This is a genomic window from Polaribacter sp. AHE13PA (assembly GCF_019278505.1).
In the GTDB taxonomy this organism is placed as follows: domain Bacteria; phylum Bacteroidota; class Bacteroidia; order Flavobacteriales; family Flavobacteriaceae; genus Polaribacter.
Map to the genome: position 1 here is coordinate 1,847,856 of NZ_CP058985.1, position 16,704 is coordinate 1,864,559.

Consider the following 16,704-nt stretch of genomic DNA (forward strand, 5'->3'; position numbering starts at 1 on the left):
TAAAGACTATTATTTCGTTTTAATTTCAAAAGATTATCTTTCACATTTCTAAATCTATTTTTTAAATTTAACTTTTTTCGAATCACATCTAAACATGATAAATGCAATTTAAAAACCCAGAAATATTATACTTTTTAGCACTGTTAATCATACCGATAATAGTGCATCTTTTTCAACTACAAAAGTTCGTAAAAGTACCTTTTACAAATGTTGCTTTTTTACAAAAATTAGCACAACAAACACGTAAAAGTTCACGTATAAAAAAGTGGTTAATATTAGGTACAAGAACACTTTTATTTACCGCTATTATTTTTGCATTTTCACAACCTTATTTCAGCAACAAAACAGCAAACAAAAAACAACATAACTTCATCTATTTAGACAACTCTTTAAGTACAAATACAAAAGGAAAAAGAGGGAATTTATTACAAATAGCAGCCAAAGAAATTATAGAAAACGCATCAGAAAAAGATGTATATTCGCTGCAGACAAATTCCAGTTTCTACGACAGAATTACAAAGTCAGAACTAAAAAACATCTTATTACAGGTTAAAGAAACTTCAAAAAAAATAGATTTAGCGACTGTTTTATTAAAATTCGACTCCAAAACACAAGATAAAACAAACACTACAAATAAGACAATACTAATATCTGATTTTCAGAACACCTACAAAAACGAGTTTACAAATGTAACACCTGGTTTTTCAGCTATAAAACTAGAATCTTCCATAAAAAACAACATTTCTATAGACAGTGTTTTCATCACAAATTCTAACACCTATAATTTTACACTTAATGTTCTTATAAAGAACCAAGGCGAAGTAAAAAAAAATATTCCTATTGCTGTTTACAACAATAACAAACTAATTAGCAAACTCTCCTCCTCTTTTAAAAAAGACACTTTAAAAAACGTTCAATTTAAAATTCAAAACCAGGCAGAATTTAACGGTAAAATAACCATTAATTTTAGCGACACTTTCGCCTTTGATAATGTATTTTATTTCACCATAAAAAATGATCAAAAAATCAATATTTCATCCATCGGAAACAAAGCTAATTTCCTTCCAAAAATTTACACTAAAAATGAATTTAACCTCACACAATCTACAGTCCAAAACACAAACTATAATTCCATTTTAAAACAGCAATTAATTATCCTAAATGAGGTAGAAGATATAACTGAAATACTATCTAAAAAAATCATTGAATTTTCTAAAAACGGAGGAAGTCTTGTAATTATTCCACATAAAAACTTGAATATTAATTCTTACAATTCTTTGTTTCAAAATTTGAGTTTAGGGAAAATTCAACCTAAAAAAACAGACAGTTTAAAAATTACAAACATCAACTATAAGCATCCACTTTTTCAAAATGTATTTTCAAAAAAAGTGACAAATTTTCAATATCCAACAGTGCAACATTACTACCCTTTCTCTTCAAATAATAAAAGTACAATTGTAGCTTTTGAAAACGGAAGTTCTTTTATTTCTCAAATTAAAAATGGAGAAAATAACACCCTTTGGATCTCGAGTTCTCTAGACACAAAAAACAGTAATTTTATAAATTCTCCTTTAATAGTTCCTGTGTTTTACAACTTCGGAAAAATGAGTTTTAAACACCCTAAATTATTCTATAGAATTGCATCAAAAAACACCATTGATATTGAAACAAATATTAAAAAAGACAAGGTGTTAAAAATTGCAAATTCTGAAAATTCTTTTATTCCGTTGCAAAAGAAATTTCAAAATAAAATAAGCATCACTACAAAAGAACAACCATTAAAATCTGGCATATATAGCATCCTACAAAATACAGATACCATTCAAAAAATTGCATACAATTACGCTAAGGAAGAAAGTTTGTTAAATTTTCTGGACTTAAATGAACTAAAAGAAACCAATCAAAATATTACTGTTTCTAATTCAGTTGCAGACGTTTTTAAAAAAATCAACAAAAAAAATGAAGTTCATTGGCTTTGGAAATGGTTTTTATCGTTGGCAATTGTATCTTTGCTTTTAGAAATTTTGATTTTAAAATTCTATAAACCATGACTACGCTTTTAAAATCGGCAACGATTATAGATACTTCAAGCCCATATCATCACCAACAAAAAGACATTTTAATTACCAACGGAATCATTACTAAAATTGAGGATTCTATAGAAGACAACAATTATCAAGTGGTAACGCTAGATAACTTGCATGTTTCTTGTGGTTGGTTCGATACGAGTGTTTCTTTTGGAGAACCTGGCTATGAAGAACGAGAAAATATTAAAAACGGATTAAATGTTGCTGCAAAAAGTGGCTTTACAGCCGTAGCAGTAAACGCAAACTCAAACCCAGTAATAGACAATAAGGCAGCGGTTGAGTATTTAATACACAAAGCAAACGGATTTGCTACAGGTCTCTATCCTATTGCTGCACTAACACAAAACAGCGAAGGTGTTGATATTGCCGAATTGTATGACATGCAACAATCTGGTGCCATTGCTTTTGCAGATTACAACAAACCAATTGCAAAAGATAATTTGATGAAAATTGCACTTTTGTATGCTCAGAATTTTGATGGCTTGATTTTTAGCTTTCCTAAAAACAACTCTATTGCAGGAGAAGGAATTGCAAATGAAGGCATTAATAGCACGAGATTAGGATTGAAAGGAAGCCCTGCTTTAGCAGAGCATATACAAATTGCAAGAGATCTATATTTATTAGAATATACAGGAGGAAAATTACATATTCCAACTATTTCTACCACAAAATCTGTTGAGCTAATTAAAGAAGCTAAAAAGAAAGGCTTGCAAGTTACCTGCAGTGTCTCTGTACATCATTTAACTTTATCTGACGACGAATTACATGGTTTCGACAGTAACTTTAAGGTAAACCCTCCTTTAAGAACTAAAACCGATTTAAAAAGCCTGATAAAAGGAATTAAATCTGGAGTTATCGATATTATCACTTCAGACCACAACCCAATTGACATAGAGCATAAAAAATTAGAATTTAGTGAAGCAAAAGACGGAACTATTGGTTTAGAAAGTGCTTTTGGAGCAATTAATTCAGTTTTAGATTTAGACGATTTTATAGAAAATATTACAAGTAAACCAAAAGCTATTTTTGGTATAGAAAATCTTTCTATTCAAGAAAACAATAAAGCAGAAATTACTTTATTCAATCCTGAACAGAATTACACTTTTACAAAAGAGGATATTTTATCAACCTCTAAAAACAGCGCTTTTTTAGATAAAAAATTAAAAGGGAAAGCCTACGGAATTTACGCTAACAATCAATTAATATTAAAATAAACAGCATGCAAAATCAGACAGCAAACGAAGGAAAAACAATGGCAATTATAAGTCATTTTTGGATTATAGGCTTAATCATTGCTTTTTTCATGAACAACAGCACAAAGAATTCTTTTGCTAATTTTTACATCAGACAAATGATAGGCTTAAATTTAATTCAATTTTTAAACGGATGGATTATTTATAACTACCTAGGAAATACAGCAGGAATAATTGTAAGTACTATTTTATTGGTTTTATGGGTTATTTCATTAATGGGAGCTGTTAAAGGTGAAGAAAAAATTATTCCTGTAGTTGGAGATCAGTTTCAAGAATGGTTTAAGAACATATAATTAGATTAAAAAAGAATATAAATGAGCGATTTACAATACATAGTTAGGCAACCAAAAACAATAGCTGAAAACCCGCCATTATTGATTTTATTACATGGTTACGGAAGTAATGAACAAGATTTATTCTCTTTTGCTGAAGAATTACCAGATGAATTTTTAATTATCAGCGCACAAGCACCTAATGCATTGGGTGCCGGTAGCTACGCTTGGTACGCTATTAATTTTGATGATGTAAATGGTAAGTTCTCAGATTTAAAACAAGCAAAAGAATCTATAGATAAAATTGCCATTTTTATTGATGAAATAAAAGCAAAATACAATACAGCCTCAGACAAAACTTTTTTATTAGGTTTTAGTCAAGGTGCAATATTAAGTTATTCTTTAAGTTTTTTCTACCCAAATAAAGTACAGCATGTAATTGCATTAAGTGGCTACATTAATACAGAACTACTACCTGCATCTATTTCTAAAGAGATTAAAACAGACTACTATTGCTCTCATGGTTCTGTAGACCAAGTTTTACCTATAGAATGGGCTCGAAAAAGTAAACCTTTCTTAGATAGTTTAGATTTTAAAAACGTGTACTCAGAATATCCGGTAGGTCACGGAGTTGCTCCACAGAATTTTTATAGTTTTAAAACCTGGATTGAAGAACGTTTATAAGCTTGTTTATTTTAAACTTTAAAAGTGTATACCAAATCAATAAAAGCTTTAAAAGACATATAAAGAACCTCAAACACTCGTTTGAGGCTTTTTATTTACAAATAAATAAAACTCAGCAATAGACAGAAATCTATCTTATTTATAAATTTGAACCACAAATAAACCCCAACAATACATATACCATTAAATTAAAACGCATGAATACGCTAATAAAAGTAATTGAAGCAGAAGAAATTTTGACAATAATTCCGCTTTTAACAAAATTAAATTCAAAAACTCCTTTAGATATATTGAAAGAACGCGTGATAGAAATATCAAAAAACACCAATTACGAATGCGTAGGTCTATATGTTGATGAAAAATTAGTAGGAATATCTGGACTTTGGTACTCTACAAGACACTATATTGGTAAATCCGTAGAGCCAGATCACGTAATTATTGACGACTCTGTTCGTGGACAAGGACTTGGAAAACAATTCTTTAATTGGATAGATAGTCACGTTAAAAATAAAGGCTGCGAAGCGATTGAGCTAAATGCTTATTCTAGCAATCCTAAATCTCATAAGTTCTATTATAATGAAGGATACAACATCTATGGCTTCCATTTTTTAAAGGTTTTACGAGACGATAAAAAATTTTATTAATTTTTTCAAAAAAAAGCTTGCGGAACTCAAAAAACATATTATATTTGCAACCGCTTACCAATAATGCGAAAGTAGCTCAGTTGGTAGAGCGTCAGCCTTCCAAGCTGAATGTCGCCGGTTCGAACCCGGTCTTTCGCTCAAAAGACTTCATATTTTATATGAAGTCTTTTTTTTGTTTAAAATATTAAAAAAGATTTAGAAGTTTTTAAACCTCTAAATCTTTATCATAAGGAATACGGTTTAAAATGTGATTAATTACATTTACACGCGCTTCTGTTTTTCTATTTGCTCTTATTATCTTCCAAGGAGAAATATCTGTATTTGTTTTCTCAAACATTGCTTTTTTATACTCTGTATAATCATCCCAAAGCAATTGAGCCTTTTCATCTAGCTTTGTCATTTTCCATTGCTTTAATGGATCACTTTTTATGTCTGCAAAACGTTTTGCTTGCTCTTTTTTAGAAATAGACATATATATTTTAACTAAATGAATTCCCGATTCTAAAATCATTCTTTCGAAATCATTAACCTGGTTCATAAATATTTTATATTCCTCTTGTGTACAAAAGTCATTAACAGGTTCTATAACCGCTCTGTTGTACCAACTTCTATCGAAAAACACCATTTCTCCTGCTTTTGGAAACTGCTCTACATATCTCTGAAAATACCATTGAGACTGCTCATCTTCCGATGGTTTCGGCAGCGCAACAATACGCATATGACGTGGATTGATACGTTCTGTTAATCTTCTAATCGCTCCTCCCTTACCTGCAGCATCTCTACCCTGAAAAACAATAATTATCCTTTCATTATTATTAATAGCCCATTTTTGTAAACGAATCAATTCTACTTGCAAGCCCTCAAGCTTCTTTTGATAATCTACATATCTAATGGCTCTTTCTATATTTAAAGGTTCTTTAGACAAAAGCGCTAACAAACCTTTCTTAGAATTTAGTTTTTTTAAATTTTTAGGTGATATTTCCATATTAAATTTAATCTATATTAGTATTAGATCTATAATAACGCATTACAACATTAGGATCTGGGGTTAATACTGTTTTTGCTTCTTTATCCTCATAATCAAACTGAGATAATACGTGCCTAATAGCTTCTAACCTTGCTACTTTTTTATCATTCGTTTTTATCATCATCCAAGGACTGTAAGAGGTATGTGTCTTAGAGAACATCTCGCCCTTATAATGCGTATATCTATCCCAAAGAATTTGCCCTTGCTTATCAACAGGACTAAATTTCCATCTTTTTAATGGATTTTCTTTTCTGCCTTCAAAACGCTTTAGTTGCTCATCTTTACTAATTGATAACCAAAATTTAATAATAATAACCCCGTCTTCGTACATCATATGCTCAAACTCGGGCACTTGCACTAAAAACTCTTTATATTGTTGATCTGAACAAAACCCCATAACAGGCTCTACTACCGCTCTATTATACCAACTTCTATCAAAAAAAACAATTTCTCCAGGGTTTGGCAATTCTTTTATATAACGTTGAAAATACCATTGTCCTTTTTCTATTTCTGTAGGTTTATTTAAAGCCACCAACCTACTAGAACGTGGGTTTAGGTGCTCCATAAACCTACGAATATTACCACCTTTACCGGCAGCATCTCTTCCTTCAAAAATAATTGCAACACGCTTGTTGTTATTAGAAATCCATCTTTGTAATTTAACAAGCTCTATCTGAAGCAACCTTAGCTCTTCATTATAAATAATTGTTTTCTTTACTTTCTTACAAGCAGCATTCTTTTCTCCTATAAGTGTTAATAACTCTTGATTGTTTTTAACATTCTTAAAGTCTTCTGAACTTAATCCTTCTTTAATTTCCATAAATTCTATTTACTCGGACTAAAATAACTACTTTTTTTTAGAAATACATTAAAAAAAAATCATTTTAAATAAGTTATTTTATATTTGTTACTTATGAAATACTTTATACTTATTCTAGTTGTCTTTATATCGTCATACACAATTGCTCAAGAAAAATTCTCAAAAGAAATTAGCCTAATCACAGATAACGATTTATATGTTTCTACTGTTAGAGATAGATATTATACAAGTGGAATTTTCTTAAGTTATAGCTACCTTTCTAAAAATAAAAAAGAGTCTTTGGATAAACGAATTTTAGAATGGAAAATAAATCAGGAAATGTATACTCCTTTTAAAGCTACAGTTCAAAACGCTAGCAATCACGACAGACCTTTTGCAGGGTATTTATATGGGAGCTTCGGCATAAAAAGAATCTATAAGAACAACCAAATTTTTAACACTACTGCTCAAATTGGGGTAATAGGAAGTAATTCTTACGCAGAAGAATTACAAGAATTGATACATAATGTTTACGGCTTTAAAGAAGCAGTAGGCTGGGAACATCAAATAGAAAATGCTTTTGCTTTAAATTTTAATGTGGAATATTCTAAAACAATTGTAAACAACCAAAACCAGCTTTTTGACATCACTTGGACCAACAACGTAAATTTAGGTTCTGTCTATACAAATATTTCTACAGGAGTTTATAGTAGAATTGGATTAAAACCTCTTCAGAACTTAGCTAATTCAATTGCCTTTGATACAAACCTAAATAACGAACACACTAATTACTTTAGAGAAGTTGAATCTTTTTTTTACATAAAACCAATGTTGCGTTACGCAGTTTATGACGCAACTTTACAGGGAAGTTTCCTCAACAAAACAAGCCCAATTACAAAGGATTTAAAGCCAATTGTCTTTCATCTAGAATTAGGATTAAAATTTACTGCAAACCGTTTTAACTTTGGATACTCATTTCACTACAATACAAGCAAATCTAAAGATTTACGATTTACGAATGGACATAGATACGGTAGCATCGCAATTAACTATCTATTGAAATAACCTAATTTTAATTAACAAAAAGAGCTCGTAACTATTCCTCAAAAAACTCATCTTTAAAACCGATTAAATATAATTTTTCTTGCGCTCTAGTTAATGCGGTATACAACCACCTGTAATACTCTTTAGACACTCCTTCGGGTAAATAAGGCTGCTCTATAAACACTGTTTTCCATTGCCCTCCTTGAGATTTATGGCAGGTCATAGCATAAGAAAACTTAACTTGTAATGCATTAAAAAACAAATTCTTTTTAATTTCCAGAAACTGTTTAGACTTCGATTTTAAATGTGCATAATCTTCCTTTACTGCCTGATATAATTTATTAGATTCCTCATAAGTTAAAGAAGGAGTTTCACTCGTTAAAGTATCTAACAATAAAACGGTTTCAAAAGGCTGCATTTCTGGATAATCAATCATACTTACTTCTACTTCTGCAAATTTGAAACCATACAATTCTTTAATAGAAAATATTTTTAAGACCTCACAAATATCTCCATTGGCAATAAAACCTGCGGTTGAATTTTCTTTTAACCAGAAATAGTTGTTTTTTACAACCATTATATAGTCTCCTGCAGAAATTTCATTTTCCTGCCCACGAATTTTCATTCTAATTTGCTGATTATAGTCATTTGCTCTTTTATTAGAACGCACAATAAACGCAGTATCCTCTACTCCATCACTTTCATAAGCAGTAACTAAAGCGTCTTCTATATCATAACCATCATCTAAACGAACAATATCAGGGAAATCAACATCAAACTTAAAATTAATAGTATCATTTTGAATCATTAACCTCAATAAGGTAGCATTTGCAAGAATTCCAGAATCTTCATGCTGACGCATAACTTCATCTAATTCAATTTCAGTGACATTCTTATGATAGTCATACACCAACGTATCTTCCTCTAAAGCAGGACTAATATTTAACTTTACAGGAGGTAATTGAGCAGTATCACCTATAAATATCAATTTACACTGATGACCAGAGTACACATATCTAATTAAATCGTCTAATAATGATCCCGAATCGAATAATTGTTGATTCTGCCTACTATCAGGAATCATAGAAGCCTCATCCACAATAAAAATAGTATTTCTATGCTTATTAGGTTGCAAAACAAAACCTACACCACCATTTGACTGTTTTTTAGGAAAATATATTTTTTTATGAATTGTAAATGCAGGTCTTTTAGAATATACAGAAATTACTTTAGCTGCTCGCCCTGTTGGCGCTAGTAAAACTGCTTTTTTACCAATAGCTCCCAAACTATTAACATAAGCACTAATACTTGTTGTTTTCCCGGTACCAGCGTACCCCTTTAATAAAAACAATGCATCTGTATCTTCTGTAAAGCTAAAATCGCTTAAAAGATTTAATAATTTATTCTGCTTCGTTGTTGGTGAAAATTGAAATTTTTTCAATAATTCTACGTAAAAATCGGCTCTTTTATTTATCATATAAAAATTAATACAACAAAGATACATTGATTTGTAAATAAAAGTTTTTATCATAAAAAAAAAATTGTAGATTTGCCTTAGGACTATTAAAAAAAATACTTAACAATGGGATTACTTGGAATGATTTTGGCAGCTGTTTTAGTTGCAATATTACTAGCTTTTATTATAGTTAAATTTTTACCATTAAAACTAAGGTGGATTGCCTCTATATTACTTTTGGCATTAACCGCTTTTTTAGTTTCTAAAATATACTACGGTATTATGGAGCCAATTATTTTTAACAAAACAAAAGTTGTTAAGTACAGCAAAGTTGTTGATAAATTAAAAATAATTAGAGATGCAGAAGTTAAACATTTTGAAGTAACAGGAACATACACTAAAGACAAAAATGCTTTATTGCAATTTATTGACACTGCTAGATTAGCTTTAACAGAAACAAAAACTGTTGTTGAAAAAGAAGATAGAGGTGGTGGAATTATCATTGATGTAGAAAAAAAGAAAGTAGATACTATAGGTTACGAGCCAGTTTCTAAATACTTTAAAGGTAAAAACTACAAAGAGATGTTTAAAGTACCTGGTGTAGAAGGAAAAGAGTTTGATATTGAAGTAGGAACAGTAGAAAAAGTACCAGGAATGGTAGTACCAACATTCTATGTAAAAACAGATAAGAAAGACATTTTAAAAGGAATGAATGAATCTCTTTTAAAACAAGAATTAGAGCAAGTTGCAACAGACCAAATTAAAGGAGAATTTGTTTCTGTAGGTTCTTTAGATGAAGTTTCAACTGGTGGTAACTGGCCTCCTGCTTATGATAAAAAAGACCGTGATCAAGAAGAATAGTAGAAATACTGTAACACACTCAAAAGATACAAAGTTATCCATTCAATTTAATTTGGATGGATTTTCTTTTTGTATCATAAACAACACTACAAAAGAAACTAATTATTTTTCTGAATATGTTTTTAAAGAGAAACAATTAACTCCAGAGAATCTATTAAAAAAAATAGAAGAAATATTTAAAACAGATATACATTTACAAAAAGATTTTTCTTCTGTTTTAGTTATTCATCAAAACAATTTATTTTCACTAGTACCTAATCAATATTTTTCTGAAGACGTACTTTCTGAATATCTTAACTTTAATATTAAAACATTAGCCACAGATTTTATTGCATATGATGATATAGAAACCATCAATGCAAAAAATGTATATGTGCCTTATGTAAATATTAATAATTACTTATTTCAAAATTTTGGAGAGTTTGAATACCAACATCATTTAACTATTTTAATTGAAAAATTAATTTCAACTAATAATTCTGATGATAAAAAGGTATTTGTAAATGTTTCTAAAGAAAATTACGACATTGTTATACTTGAAAATAAACAATTGCAATTTTCCAATTCATTTAATTTTCAAACAAAAGAAGATTTTATCTATTATATCTTATTTACATTCGAACAATTAAAGTTAGATGTAGAGAAAATAGGTTTATTCTTTACGGGAGATATTGAGCCAGAATCTGAAATTTACAAAATAACGTATCAATACATTAGAAATGTTTCCTTTTTAGAAAGCAATAACAAAATTTTTAATGAATTAGATGCTTCTAAACATTCTAATTATATACTTTTAAATTCATGAGAATAATTTCTGGAAAACACAAAAGTAGACGTTTATCAGCGCCTAAGAACTTACCTGTTCGCCCTACAACAGATATGGCAAAAGAATCGTTGTTTAACATTTTAAATAACACGTATTTCTTTGATAGTATTGCTGTAATAGACCTTTTTTCTGGTACAGGAAACATTAGTTACGAATTTGGTTCTAGAGGAACAAAAGATATTTACGCTATAGATGCTCACTTTGGATGTATAAAATATATCAACGAAACAGCTAAAGTTTTAGACTTACCAATAAATACTTTTAAAAGTGATGTTTACAAGTTTTTAGAAAAGACTTCTTTACAAGCAGATGTTATTTTTGCTGACCCACCTTACGATTTTGAAGAAGAACAATTTTTAAAAATAGTAGATTTAGTTTTTACTAGAAAACTACTAAAGGAAGAAGGTGTTTTAATTGTTGAACACTCTAAACATACAGACCTTTCTAAACATGAAAACCACAGTTACGACAAGCGCTACGGAGGAAATGTATTTAGTTTCTTTGAAAACGAATAATTTTCATCAATTAAAAGTGTACTCATAAAAAAACACGGCATTTGCCGTGTTTTTTTATGTATGAAAAATATAATATATCTACAAAAGAGACTTTATAATATCTGCAACTGTAATTCCTTCTGCCTCTGCTTTGTAATTTTTTACAATTCTATGCGATAAAATAGGGATTGCTACTGCTTTTACATTCTCGATATCCGGAGAAAACTTTCCGTTTACAACTGCATGTGCTTTTGCTGCTAAGATTAAGTTTTGAGATGCTCTTGGTCCTGCACCCCAATCTAAGTAAGATTTTACTAAGTCTGTCGCTTCTTTAGATTTTGGTCTTGTTTTACCAACTAAACCAACTGCATATTCTATTACATTATCTGCAACAGGAATTTTACGTATTAGTTTTTGAATTTCAACAATTTCTTCCGCCGAAAACAATGGATTTATAGTGGTATTTTTATTACCTGTTGTACTTTTTACAACTGCAACCTCTTCTTCAAATGAAGGATATTCTAAATAAATAGAAAACATAAATCGATCTAATTGAGCTTCAGGTAAAGGATATGTCCCTTCTTGCTCAATTGGGTTTTGTGTTGCTAATACAAAGAATGGTAAGTCTAATTTATAATGATTCCCAGAAACCGTTACAGAACGCTCTTGCATTGCCTCTAATAAAGCTGCCTGCGTTTTTGGTGGAGTTCTGTTAATTTCATCAGCAAGAATAATATTAGAGAAAATAGGTCCTTTAATAAATTTAAAATGTCTGTTTTCATCTAAAATTTCACTCCCTAAAATGTCGGAAGGCATTAAATCTGGGGTAAACTGAATTCTTTTAAAACCTAATCCTAAAGCATCTGACACTGTATTTACTAACAAAGTTTTAGCCAAACCAGGTACACCAACTAATAATGAATGTCCCCCGCAAAAAATAGACAATAAAGTAAAATTAACAGCCTCATGCTGACCTATAATTACTTTACCTATTTCTGTTTTTAGCGCGTTGTATTTATCTACTAAATCCTTTACAGCTTTAACGTCAGACATTATTTATTTACTGCTTTTTTCCAATTCTTATCAAACGTACATTTACTATGTGTAGGTCCGATGTTAATGTAAGTGTCTTTTATTTTTTCTTTAGACCATTTTGTAATAGTTTCTTCTTTCTTTTTTTGAAGTGCTAATTGCTGTACTTTAACGTAATCATCAATAATATTTGCAACATGCGTATCTGTTCTACCTTTCATTAAAATGAATTTAAACATTTTATCTCCAGATCTTTCTTCATCATAAAAAGGGTCTGTCATTTCACCTTTTTTAAGATCACTTACTCTTGCATAAAAAGCAGGATCCATTCTTGTTAAATCGAATTTAGATTCTCCTGTGGATGGGTTAATAATAAGCCCTCCACTATTCCTTGTATCCTCGTCATCAGAATATTTTTTAACAGCTTCCTCAAAAGTTAAAGCTCCTTCTCTAATTTTTTGAACAATACTATCTGCTTTCACTTTAAGCTCATTCATTTTAGAATCTGGAACTTCTGGTTGCATTAATATATGAGAAGCAACTCTTGTATTTCCTTTAACTGCATGCAATTGCATAATATGATAACCAAATTCAGATTTAAATGGTTTAGAAACCTGACCAATATCTAAAGTAAAAGCCATTTCTTTAAATTCTTTAATAAAAGCAGATTCTTTTGTCACTGTATACTCTCCTCCATTATTAGTAACTCCAGGATCATCTGAATTAATAATCGCTTTCATTCTAAAGTTAGATCCGTCTTCTATATCCTTTTTAATTTCTAATAACTTAGCAATAACTCTTTCTGTTTCTTCTTTTGTTGGGACTGCTGTTAAAACTATTTGAGCCAATTCTATCTCTGCAGGAAACTGAGGTAATTCTCCTTTTTCTTTTAACCCATTAAAATACAAACGAACTTCTTCTGGAGTAACATCTATTTTTTCTGTAATTTTTAATTGTTCTTTTTCAATTAAAAGATTTTCTGTTTGAACAGTAGTCAATTCCTTTTTTAAATCTTCTAAATCATTAAAACCATAAGCTTTAATTACTTTGTCTATATTTCCGTATTGTTGTGTAAAGTACTGAATACTTCTATCTACTTTATCAGAAATTTCAGCATCAGAAACTGTAACACTATCTACAACTGCGTGATGTGCCATTAATTTCTGCTGCATTAATTCTTCTAGCATTTCGCAGTCTGAAATTTGCACTTTCCCTTCGCTTCTTACCTCTACCTCTTGCTTAAATTTAGCAATATCAGAATCTAAAACTATGTTTTTACCAATAACAACGGCTACACCATCTATTTTCACCTTTTGTGCGGAAGTTTGCAGTCCTAAAAAGCATAAGAATAATGCAAAAATTGATGATTTAATATATTTTAAAATTGTTGTTCTGTGTTGCATCTTTTACTATTATTTTTTCTATCTCTCTTAATAATTCAATTTTACGTTTATGTAAAATCATTTGTTCTATGGTTGGTGTAATATAACTTAATGGCGCAATAGAATTACGCTCTAAAACATCGTTTATAGCCACCAAATATAAACCTATTGAATCTTGTTTTTCGATGAATTTTGTTTTTTTTAACAGTTTTTCCTTGGAAAAAGGAAGTTTTAACAAAATGTTATCTAATTGCGTCCAAACAGAGTCGTTAAATTGATGTGATTTAAAACTCAACTCTTGTTTTTCTAATTTTTCTAAATCAGTAATATCATCCGATTTAAAAAGCTTTAAAATATTCTTTTTATCTTTAATGTTATTATCTACATGAAGATACCTTATTTTAACTAGCTCTTCATTTAATTTAAAATTCTCCATATTCAACATATAATATTCCGCTAATTCCTCTTCAGAAATAACAGTATCTAATTGTTGTTTTACAAGTTGTTCTTTAAAATTATTAATTAATAGACTTTCTTTATAATCTTTAACTAAATTGTCTATTTGATTTACCGTTTCTAGAGAAATATTATTCTTTGCTTTTTCAAGCAAAAGTCTTTTAATTGCCCAATTTTGAATATAGCTTTTTACCAACACTAAGCTATCTACATTACTTATGTTTTTAGGTAACACATTTGCTAAGTCTTCTTTAAAAAGCTTTTCCGCATTAACAGAAGCCACAATTTCTGAGGTGTTAATTTCTTTTTCTTTCATTGTAAAAAATTCACAAGAAGAAAATAGCACTACACAAAATAGGAAAACAATGTATTTCATTATTTATTTTCGTAAAATTTAATTAACTTTTTTAATTCCTTTTTACTCACTTTAACTTTACTTTTCTTTCTTAAATCTGCAATCCAATTTTCGTCTAAAAAGTTTTGATAATCATTAATCACCTGTCCTTTTATACTATCTAAATCGCTTGTTGCATAAGTATCCTTTTGGTTCTCAAAGAACTTTTGCAATCCAATTGAATCGTTAGAAGACTTTGTCCAGATTTTTTCTTGCATCAATTCAAAAAGCAACAAACCATCTTCATATTCTTTTAAAGTATATGCATATTCTGGTTCTGTATAAATTAAATTCTCTTTATAATAGGTAAGAATTTGATCATCTTTAAACATTTCAAAAAGTTTAAAAACAGCTAAATGCCTTCTATTTCTAATATATTTTACAAAAGTTTCTTGTGTAATTTTTTTATCATTTATACTAATAATTGTATTCTGTAATGAGTCTTTTGGAATTGCTCTTAGGTTTTTACGATCTAAAATCTTTTTAGCTTCATCATATTCTGTTATTGTGTACTCTTTTTTCAATTTATTTACAACTGCATCTTCAGACAACTGCATTCTAGAACTCTTTTTTATCTTTTCTTTTAATTCAACTTTCATTTCATCAAAAGATTTAATAGGATGTTTTTTTAACAATTGTACAATATGCCAACCAAACTGACTTCTAAATGGTTTAGAGAAATCTGATACGTTTTCTAAAGCGAAGGCTGCATCATCAAATGATTTCACCATTCTTCCTGCTCCAAATTTACCTAGCTTACCTCCATTATTTTTAGAACCCGGATCTTCTGAGTATTTTTTTGCTAAATCGTCAAAACGCTCTTTATTATTTAATTTAGCATAAATACTATCTATCTTCACTTTACCAACAGCAGTGGTGTCTCTTATTAAAATATGTGCTGCTTCAATTTCTCCTTTAGATTCCTTTACATCATCAACTTGCATAATATGATATCCAAATTGTGTTTTAAATGGCATAGAAATTTCACCAACCTTAGTAGCATACGCAGCAACCTCAAAAGGATACACCATATTAAAAGCAGAGAAATAGCCTAAATTACCACCATTTCCTTTTCTTCCTGTTTTAGGATCGTCTTGTGCAGATCTATCTTCTGAATATTGTGCCGCTATTGCTTCAAACTGTTCACCTTTTATAATTCTTTCTCTTAGTTCTAAGATTTTATTATAAACCATTAAGGTATCTTTTGGTGATGCTTCTCTTGGCAATCTTATTAAAATATGCTTTGCCTTTACCTGATTTTTAGTTCTAAAATAAGCGTCTTTCACTAATTGATCTATAAAAGTAGTATCTTGTAAATAAGGTGCAGAAAGCTGGTTTTTATAAGATTCCATTTCTCTTTTATAAGAAGGCAACGTATCTAAATTAATAGCATAAGCTTCTTTTACTTTTAGCTTATAATTAATGTATAAATCTAAATTTTTAGTGATGCTTTTAGCTTCTTCATTATCTATAGCCTCTAAATTTTTTTCATACACTCTTTTAAATTCAGAAACAGTTGTTTTTTCTCCATCTATTGTAATTAACGTTTTCTCTTTCTTTTGTGAGAAGACAGATATAGAGGCCCCTAAAACAAATAATAAAACTATTTTTTTCATAAAATGACTTAATTATAATGATATGATTCCTTTAATTTTTTCAGCTTTTAAATAATAAGAAATTACTTTATCTGAACTTTCTATCTTTAATACGATAGAAACGCTCACATATTTCCCTGTCTTAGATTTTTTTGTATTAATTACTGCCCCAGAATCGTTAAATAAATCTTCTACTTCTTGTACCTGATTACCATCTGTAGGTACAATAAATTTATACATATAATCTGCAGGAAACTTTGTAGTATCGTCTAATTGACTCTTTAACTTTTTATAAAATTCTTTTTTATCACTCATAAAAACACTTTCTTAAATCTAAATTAATTATAAACAACAAGACACAAAATTACGTTAAAAATTAGTTTTATAAAGAGATTCAT

The 16,704-nt window shown here is 29.4% G+C and carries 17 protein-coding genes and 1 tRNA gene; 10 read left to right on the plus strand and 8 right to left on the minus strand.

What is annotated here, in order from left to right:
* Nucleotides 1-101: 101 nt before the first annotated feature.
* From H0I28_RS08030 to H0I28_RS08055, 6 genes are all read left to right on the plus strand, one after another.
* On the plus strand, nt 102-2,051 hold the full coding sequence (locus tag H0I28_RS08030; RefSeq protein WP_218761333.1) for a BatA domain-containing protein: 1,950 nt from the start codon (nt 102-104) through the stop codon (nt 2,049-2,051).
* Nucleotides 2,048-3,301 (plus strand): dihydroorotase family protein, encoded by a 1,254-nt coding sequence (locus tag H0I28_RS08035; protein ID WP_218761334.1) that lies wholly within the window; start codon nt 2,048-2,050, stop codon nt 3,299-3,301. Before H0I28_RS08030 ends, H0I28_RS08035 begins: the two co-directional genes overlap by 4 nt.
* A gap of 5 nt (nt 3,302-3,306) precedes the next feature.
* A complete protein-coding gene (locus H0I28_RS08040) occupies nt 3,307-3,633 on the plus strand; it encodes a hypothetical protein (protein ID WP_165733665.1) in 327 nt (108 codons plus the stop codon).
* A gap of 21 nt (nt 3,634-3,654) precedes the next feature.
* Nucleotides 3,655-4,296, plus strand: coding sequence for an alpha/beta hydrolase (locus tag H0I28_RS08045; protein ID WP_218731015.1), 642 nt, complete (start codon nt 3,655-3,657; stop codon nt 4,294-4,296).
* Nucleotides 4,297-4,493: 197 nt separating this feature from the next.
* Entirely contained in the window at nt 4,494-4,940 is a 447-nt protein-coding gene (locus tag H0I28_RS08050; RefSeq protein ID WP_218731016.1) for a GNAT family N-acetyltransferase, read from the plus strand.
* Nucleotides 4,941-5,005: 65 nt separating this feature from the next.
* A tRNA-Gly gene (locus H0I28_RS08055) sits at nt 5,006-5,078 on the plus strand.
* 67 nt (nt 5,079-5,145) lie between these two features.
* Here the strand turns inward: H0I28_RS08055 and ppk2 (H0I28_RS08060) are convergent.
* Nucleotides 5,146-5,925, minus strand: coding sequence for a polyphosphate kinase 2 (ppk2, locus tag H0I28_RS08060; RefSeq protein ID WP_218754033.1), 780 nt, complete (start codon nt 5,923-5,925; stop codon nt 5,146-5,148).
* A gap of 7 nt (nt 5,926-5,932) precedes the next feature.
* The gene (gene ppk2, locus H0I28_RS08065) at nt 5,933-6,787 is read right to left on the minus strand and encodes a polyphosphate kinase 2 (protein ID WP_218761335.1); all 855 of its coding nucleotides are present in this window, start codon (nt 6,785-6,787) and stop codon (nt 5,933-5,935) included.
* 93 nt (nt 6,788-6,880) lie between these two features.
* Between ppk2 (H0I28_RS08065) and H0I28_RS08070 the strand changes: the two genes are divergently transcribed.
* Entirely contained in the window at nt 6,881-7,831 is a 951-nt protein-coding gene (locus H0I28_RS08070) for a lipid A deacylase LpxR family protein (RefSeq protein ID WP_218761336.1), read from the plus strand.
* Nucleotides 7,832-7,862: 31 nt separating this feature from the next.
* Here the strand turns inward: H0I28_RS08070 and H0I28_RS08075 are convergent, their stop codons facing one another.
* A complete protein-coding gene (locus tag H0I28_RS08075) occupies nt 7,863-9,287 on the minus strand; it encodes an ATP-dependent RecD-like DNA helicase (protein WP_218754035.1) in 1,425 nt (474 codons plus the stop codon).
* Nucleotides 9,288-9,392: 105 nt separating this feature from the next.
* Between H0I28_RS08075 and H0I28_RS08080 the strand changes: the two genes are divergently transcribed.
* The 3 genes from H0I28_RS08080 to H0I28_RS08090 are packed head-to-tail and all read left to right on the plus strand — an operon-like array spanning nt 9,393 to nt 11,468.
* Nucleotides 9,393-10,127: a hypothetical protein gene (locus tag H0I28_RS08080; RefSeq protein WP_218731021.1), complete on the plus strand. Its 735-nt coding sequence runs from the start codon at nt 9,393-9,395 to the stop codon at nt 10,125-10,127.
* Nucleotides 10,096-10,932 carry a DUF3822 family protein gene (locus H0I28_RS08085; protein WP_218761337.1) on the plus strand — a complete coding sequence of 279 codons (837 nt, stop codon included), beginning with the start codon at nt 10,096-10,098 and terminating at the stop codon, nt 10,930-10,932. The genes H0I28_RS08080 and H0I28_RS08085 overlap by 32 nt, the downstream gene beginning before the upstream one ends.
* Nucleotides 10,929-11,468, plus strand: a complete 540-nt coding sequence (locus tag H0I28_RS08090) for an RsmD family RNA methyltransferase (RefSeq protein ID WP_208889834.1) — start codon at nt 10,929-10,931, stop codon at nt 11,466-11,468. Before H0I28_RS08085 ends, H0I28_RS08090 begins: the two co-directional genes overlap by 4 nt.
* 78 nt (nt 11,469-11,546) lie before the next feature.
* Here the strand turns inward: H0I28_RS08090 and H0I28_RS08095 are convergent, their stop codons facing one another.
* Genes H0I28_RS08095 through H0I28_RS08115 form a run of 5 tightly spaced genes read right to left on the minus strand, consistent with a single transcriptional unit; the run spans nt 11,547 to nt 16,621 of the window.
* Nucleotides 11,547-12,500, minus strand: coding sequence for a MoxR family ATPase (locus H0I28_RS08095; RefSeq protein WP_218731024.1), 954 nt, complete (start codon nt 12,498-12,500; stop codon nt 11,547-11,549).
* The gene (locus H0I28_RS08100) at nt 12,500-13,882 is read right to left on the minus strand and encodes a peptidylprolyl isomerase (RefSeq protein ID WP_218754038.1); all 1,383 of its coding nucleotides are present in this window, start codon (nt 13,880-13,882) and stop codon (nt 12,500-12,502) included. The genes H0I28_RS08095 and H0I28_RS08100 overlap by 1 nt, the downstream gene beginning before the upstream one ends.
* Nucleotides 13,848-14,633 (minus strand): hypothetical protein, encoded by a 786-nt coding sequence (locus tag H0I28_RS08105; protein WP_254712669.1) that lies wholly within the window; start codon nt 14,631-14,633, stop codon nt 13,848-13,850. The genes H0I28_RS08100 and H0I28_RS08105 overlap by 35 nt, the downstream gene beginning before the upstream one ends.
* A gap of 59 nt (nt 14,634-14,692) precedes the next feature.
* Nucleotides 14,693-16,327, minus strand: a complete 1,635-nt coding sequence (locus tag H0I28_RS08110) for a peptidylprolyl isomerase (protein ID WP_218761338.1) — start codon at nt 16,325-16,327, stop codon at nt 14,693-14,695.
* A 12-nt stretch (nt 16,328-16,339) separates the two neighbouring features.
* Nucleotides 16,340-16,621 carry a DUF493 family protein gene (locus H0I28_RS08115; protein WP_165733678.1) on the minus strand — a complete coding sequence of 94 codons (282 nt, stop codon included), beginning with the start codon at nt 16,619-16,621 and terminating at the stop codon, nt 16,340-16,342.
* Nucleotides 16,622-16,704 lie beyond the last annotated feature (83 nt).

Bases quoted from the DNA above. Each gene is read 5' to 3' on its own strand.
- H0I28_RS08030 (WP_218761333.1), top strand. From the start codon at position 102: ATGCAATTTAAAAACCCAGAAATATTATACTTTTTAGCACTGTTAATC.
- H0I28_RS08035 (WP_218761334.1), top strand. From the start codon at position 2,048: ATGACTACGCTTTTAAAATCGGCAACGATTATAGATACTTCAAGCCCA.
- H0I28_RS08040 (WP_165733665.1), top strand. From the start codon at position 3,307: ATGCAAAATCAGACAGCAAACGAAGGAAAAACAATGGCAATTATAAGT.
- H0I28_RS08045 (WP_218731015.1), top strand. From the start codon at position 3,655: ATGAGCGATTTACAATACATAGTTAGGCAACCAAAAACAATAGCTGAA.
- H0I28_RS08050 (WP_218731016.1), top strand. From the start codon at position 4,494: ATGAATACGCTAATAAAAGTAATTGAAGCAGAAGAAATTTTGACAATA.
- ppk2 (WP_218754033.1), bottom strand. From the start codon at position 5,925: ATGGAAATATCACCTAAAAATTTAAAAAAACTAAATTCTAAGAAAGGT.
- ppk2 (WP_218761335.1), bottom strand. From the start codon at position 6,787: ATGGAAATTAAAGAAGGATTAAGTTCAGAAGACTTTAAGAATGTTAAA.
- H0I28_RS08070 (WP_218761336.1), top strand. From the start codon at position 6,881: ATGAAATACTTTATACTTATTCTAGTTGTCTTTATATCGTCATACACA.
- H0I28_RS08075 (WP_218754035.1), bottom strand. From the start codon at position 9,287: ATGATAAATAAAAGAGCCGATTTTTACGTAGAATTATTGAAAAAATTT.
- H0I28_RS08080 (WP_218731021.1), top strand. From the start codon at position 9,393: ATGGGATTACTTGGAATGATTTTGGCAGCTGTTTTAGTTGCAATATTA.
- H0I28_RS08085 (WP_218761337.1), top strand. From the start codon at position 10,096: ATGATAAAAAAGACCGTGATCAAGAAGAATAGTAGAAATACTGTAACA.
- H0I28_RS08090 (WP_208889834.1), top strand. From the start codon at position 10,929: ATGAGAATAATTTCTGGAAAACACAAAAGTAGACGTTTATCAGCGCCT.
- H0I28_RS08095 (WP_218731024.1), bottom strand. From the start codon at position 12,500: ATGTCTGACGTTAAAGCTGTAAAGGATTTAGTAGATAAATACAACGCG.
- H0I28_RS08100 (WP_218754038.1), bottom strand. From the start codon at position 13,882: ATGCAACACAGAACAACAATTTTAAAATATATTAAATCATCAATTTTT.
- H0I28_RS08105 (WP_254712669.1), bottom strand. From the start codon at position 14,633: ATGAAAGAAAAAGAAATTAACACCTCAGAAATTGTGGCTTCTGTTAAT.
- H0I28_RS08110 (WP_218761338.1), bottom strand. From the start codon at position 16,327: ATGAAAAAAATAGTTTTATTATTTGTTTTAGGGGCCTCTATATCTGTC.
- H0I28_RS08115 (WP_165733678.1), bottom strand. From the start codon at position 16,621: ATGAGTGATAAAAAAGAATTTTATAAAAAGTTAAAGAGTCAATTAGAC.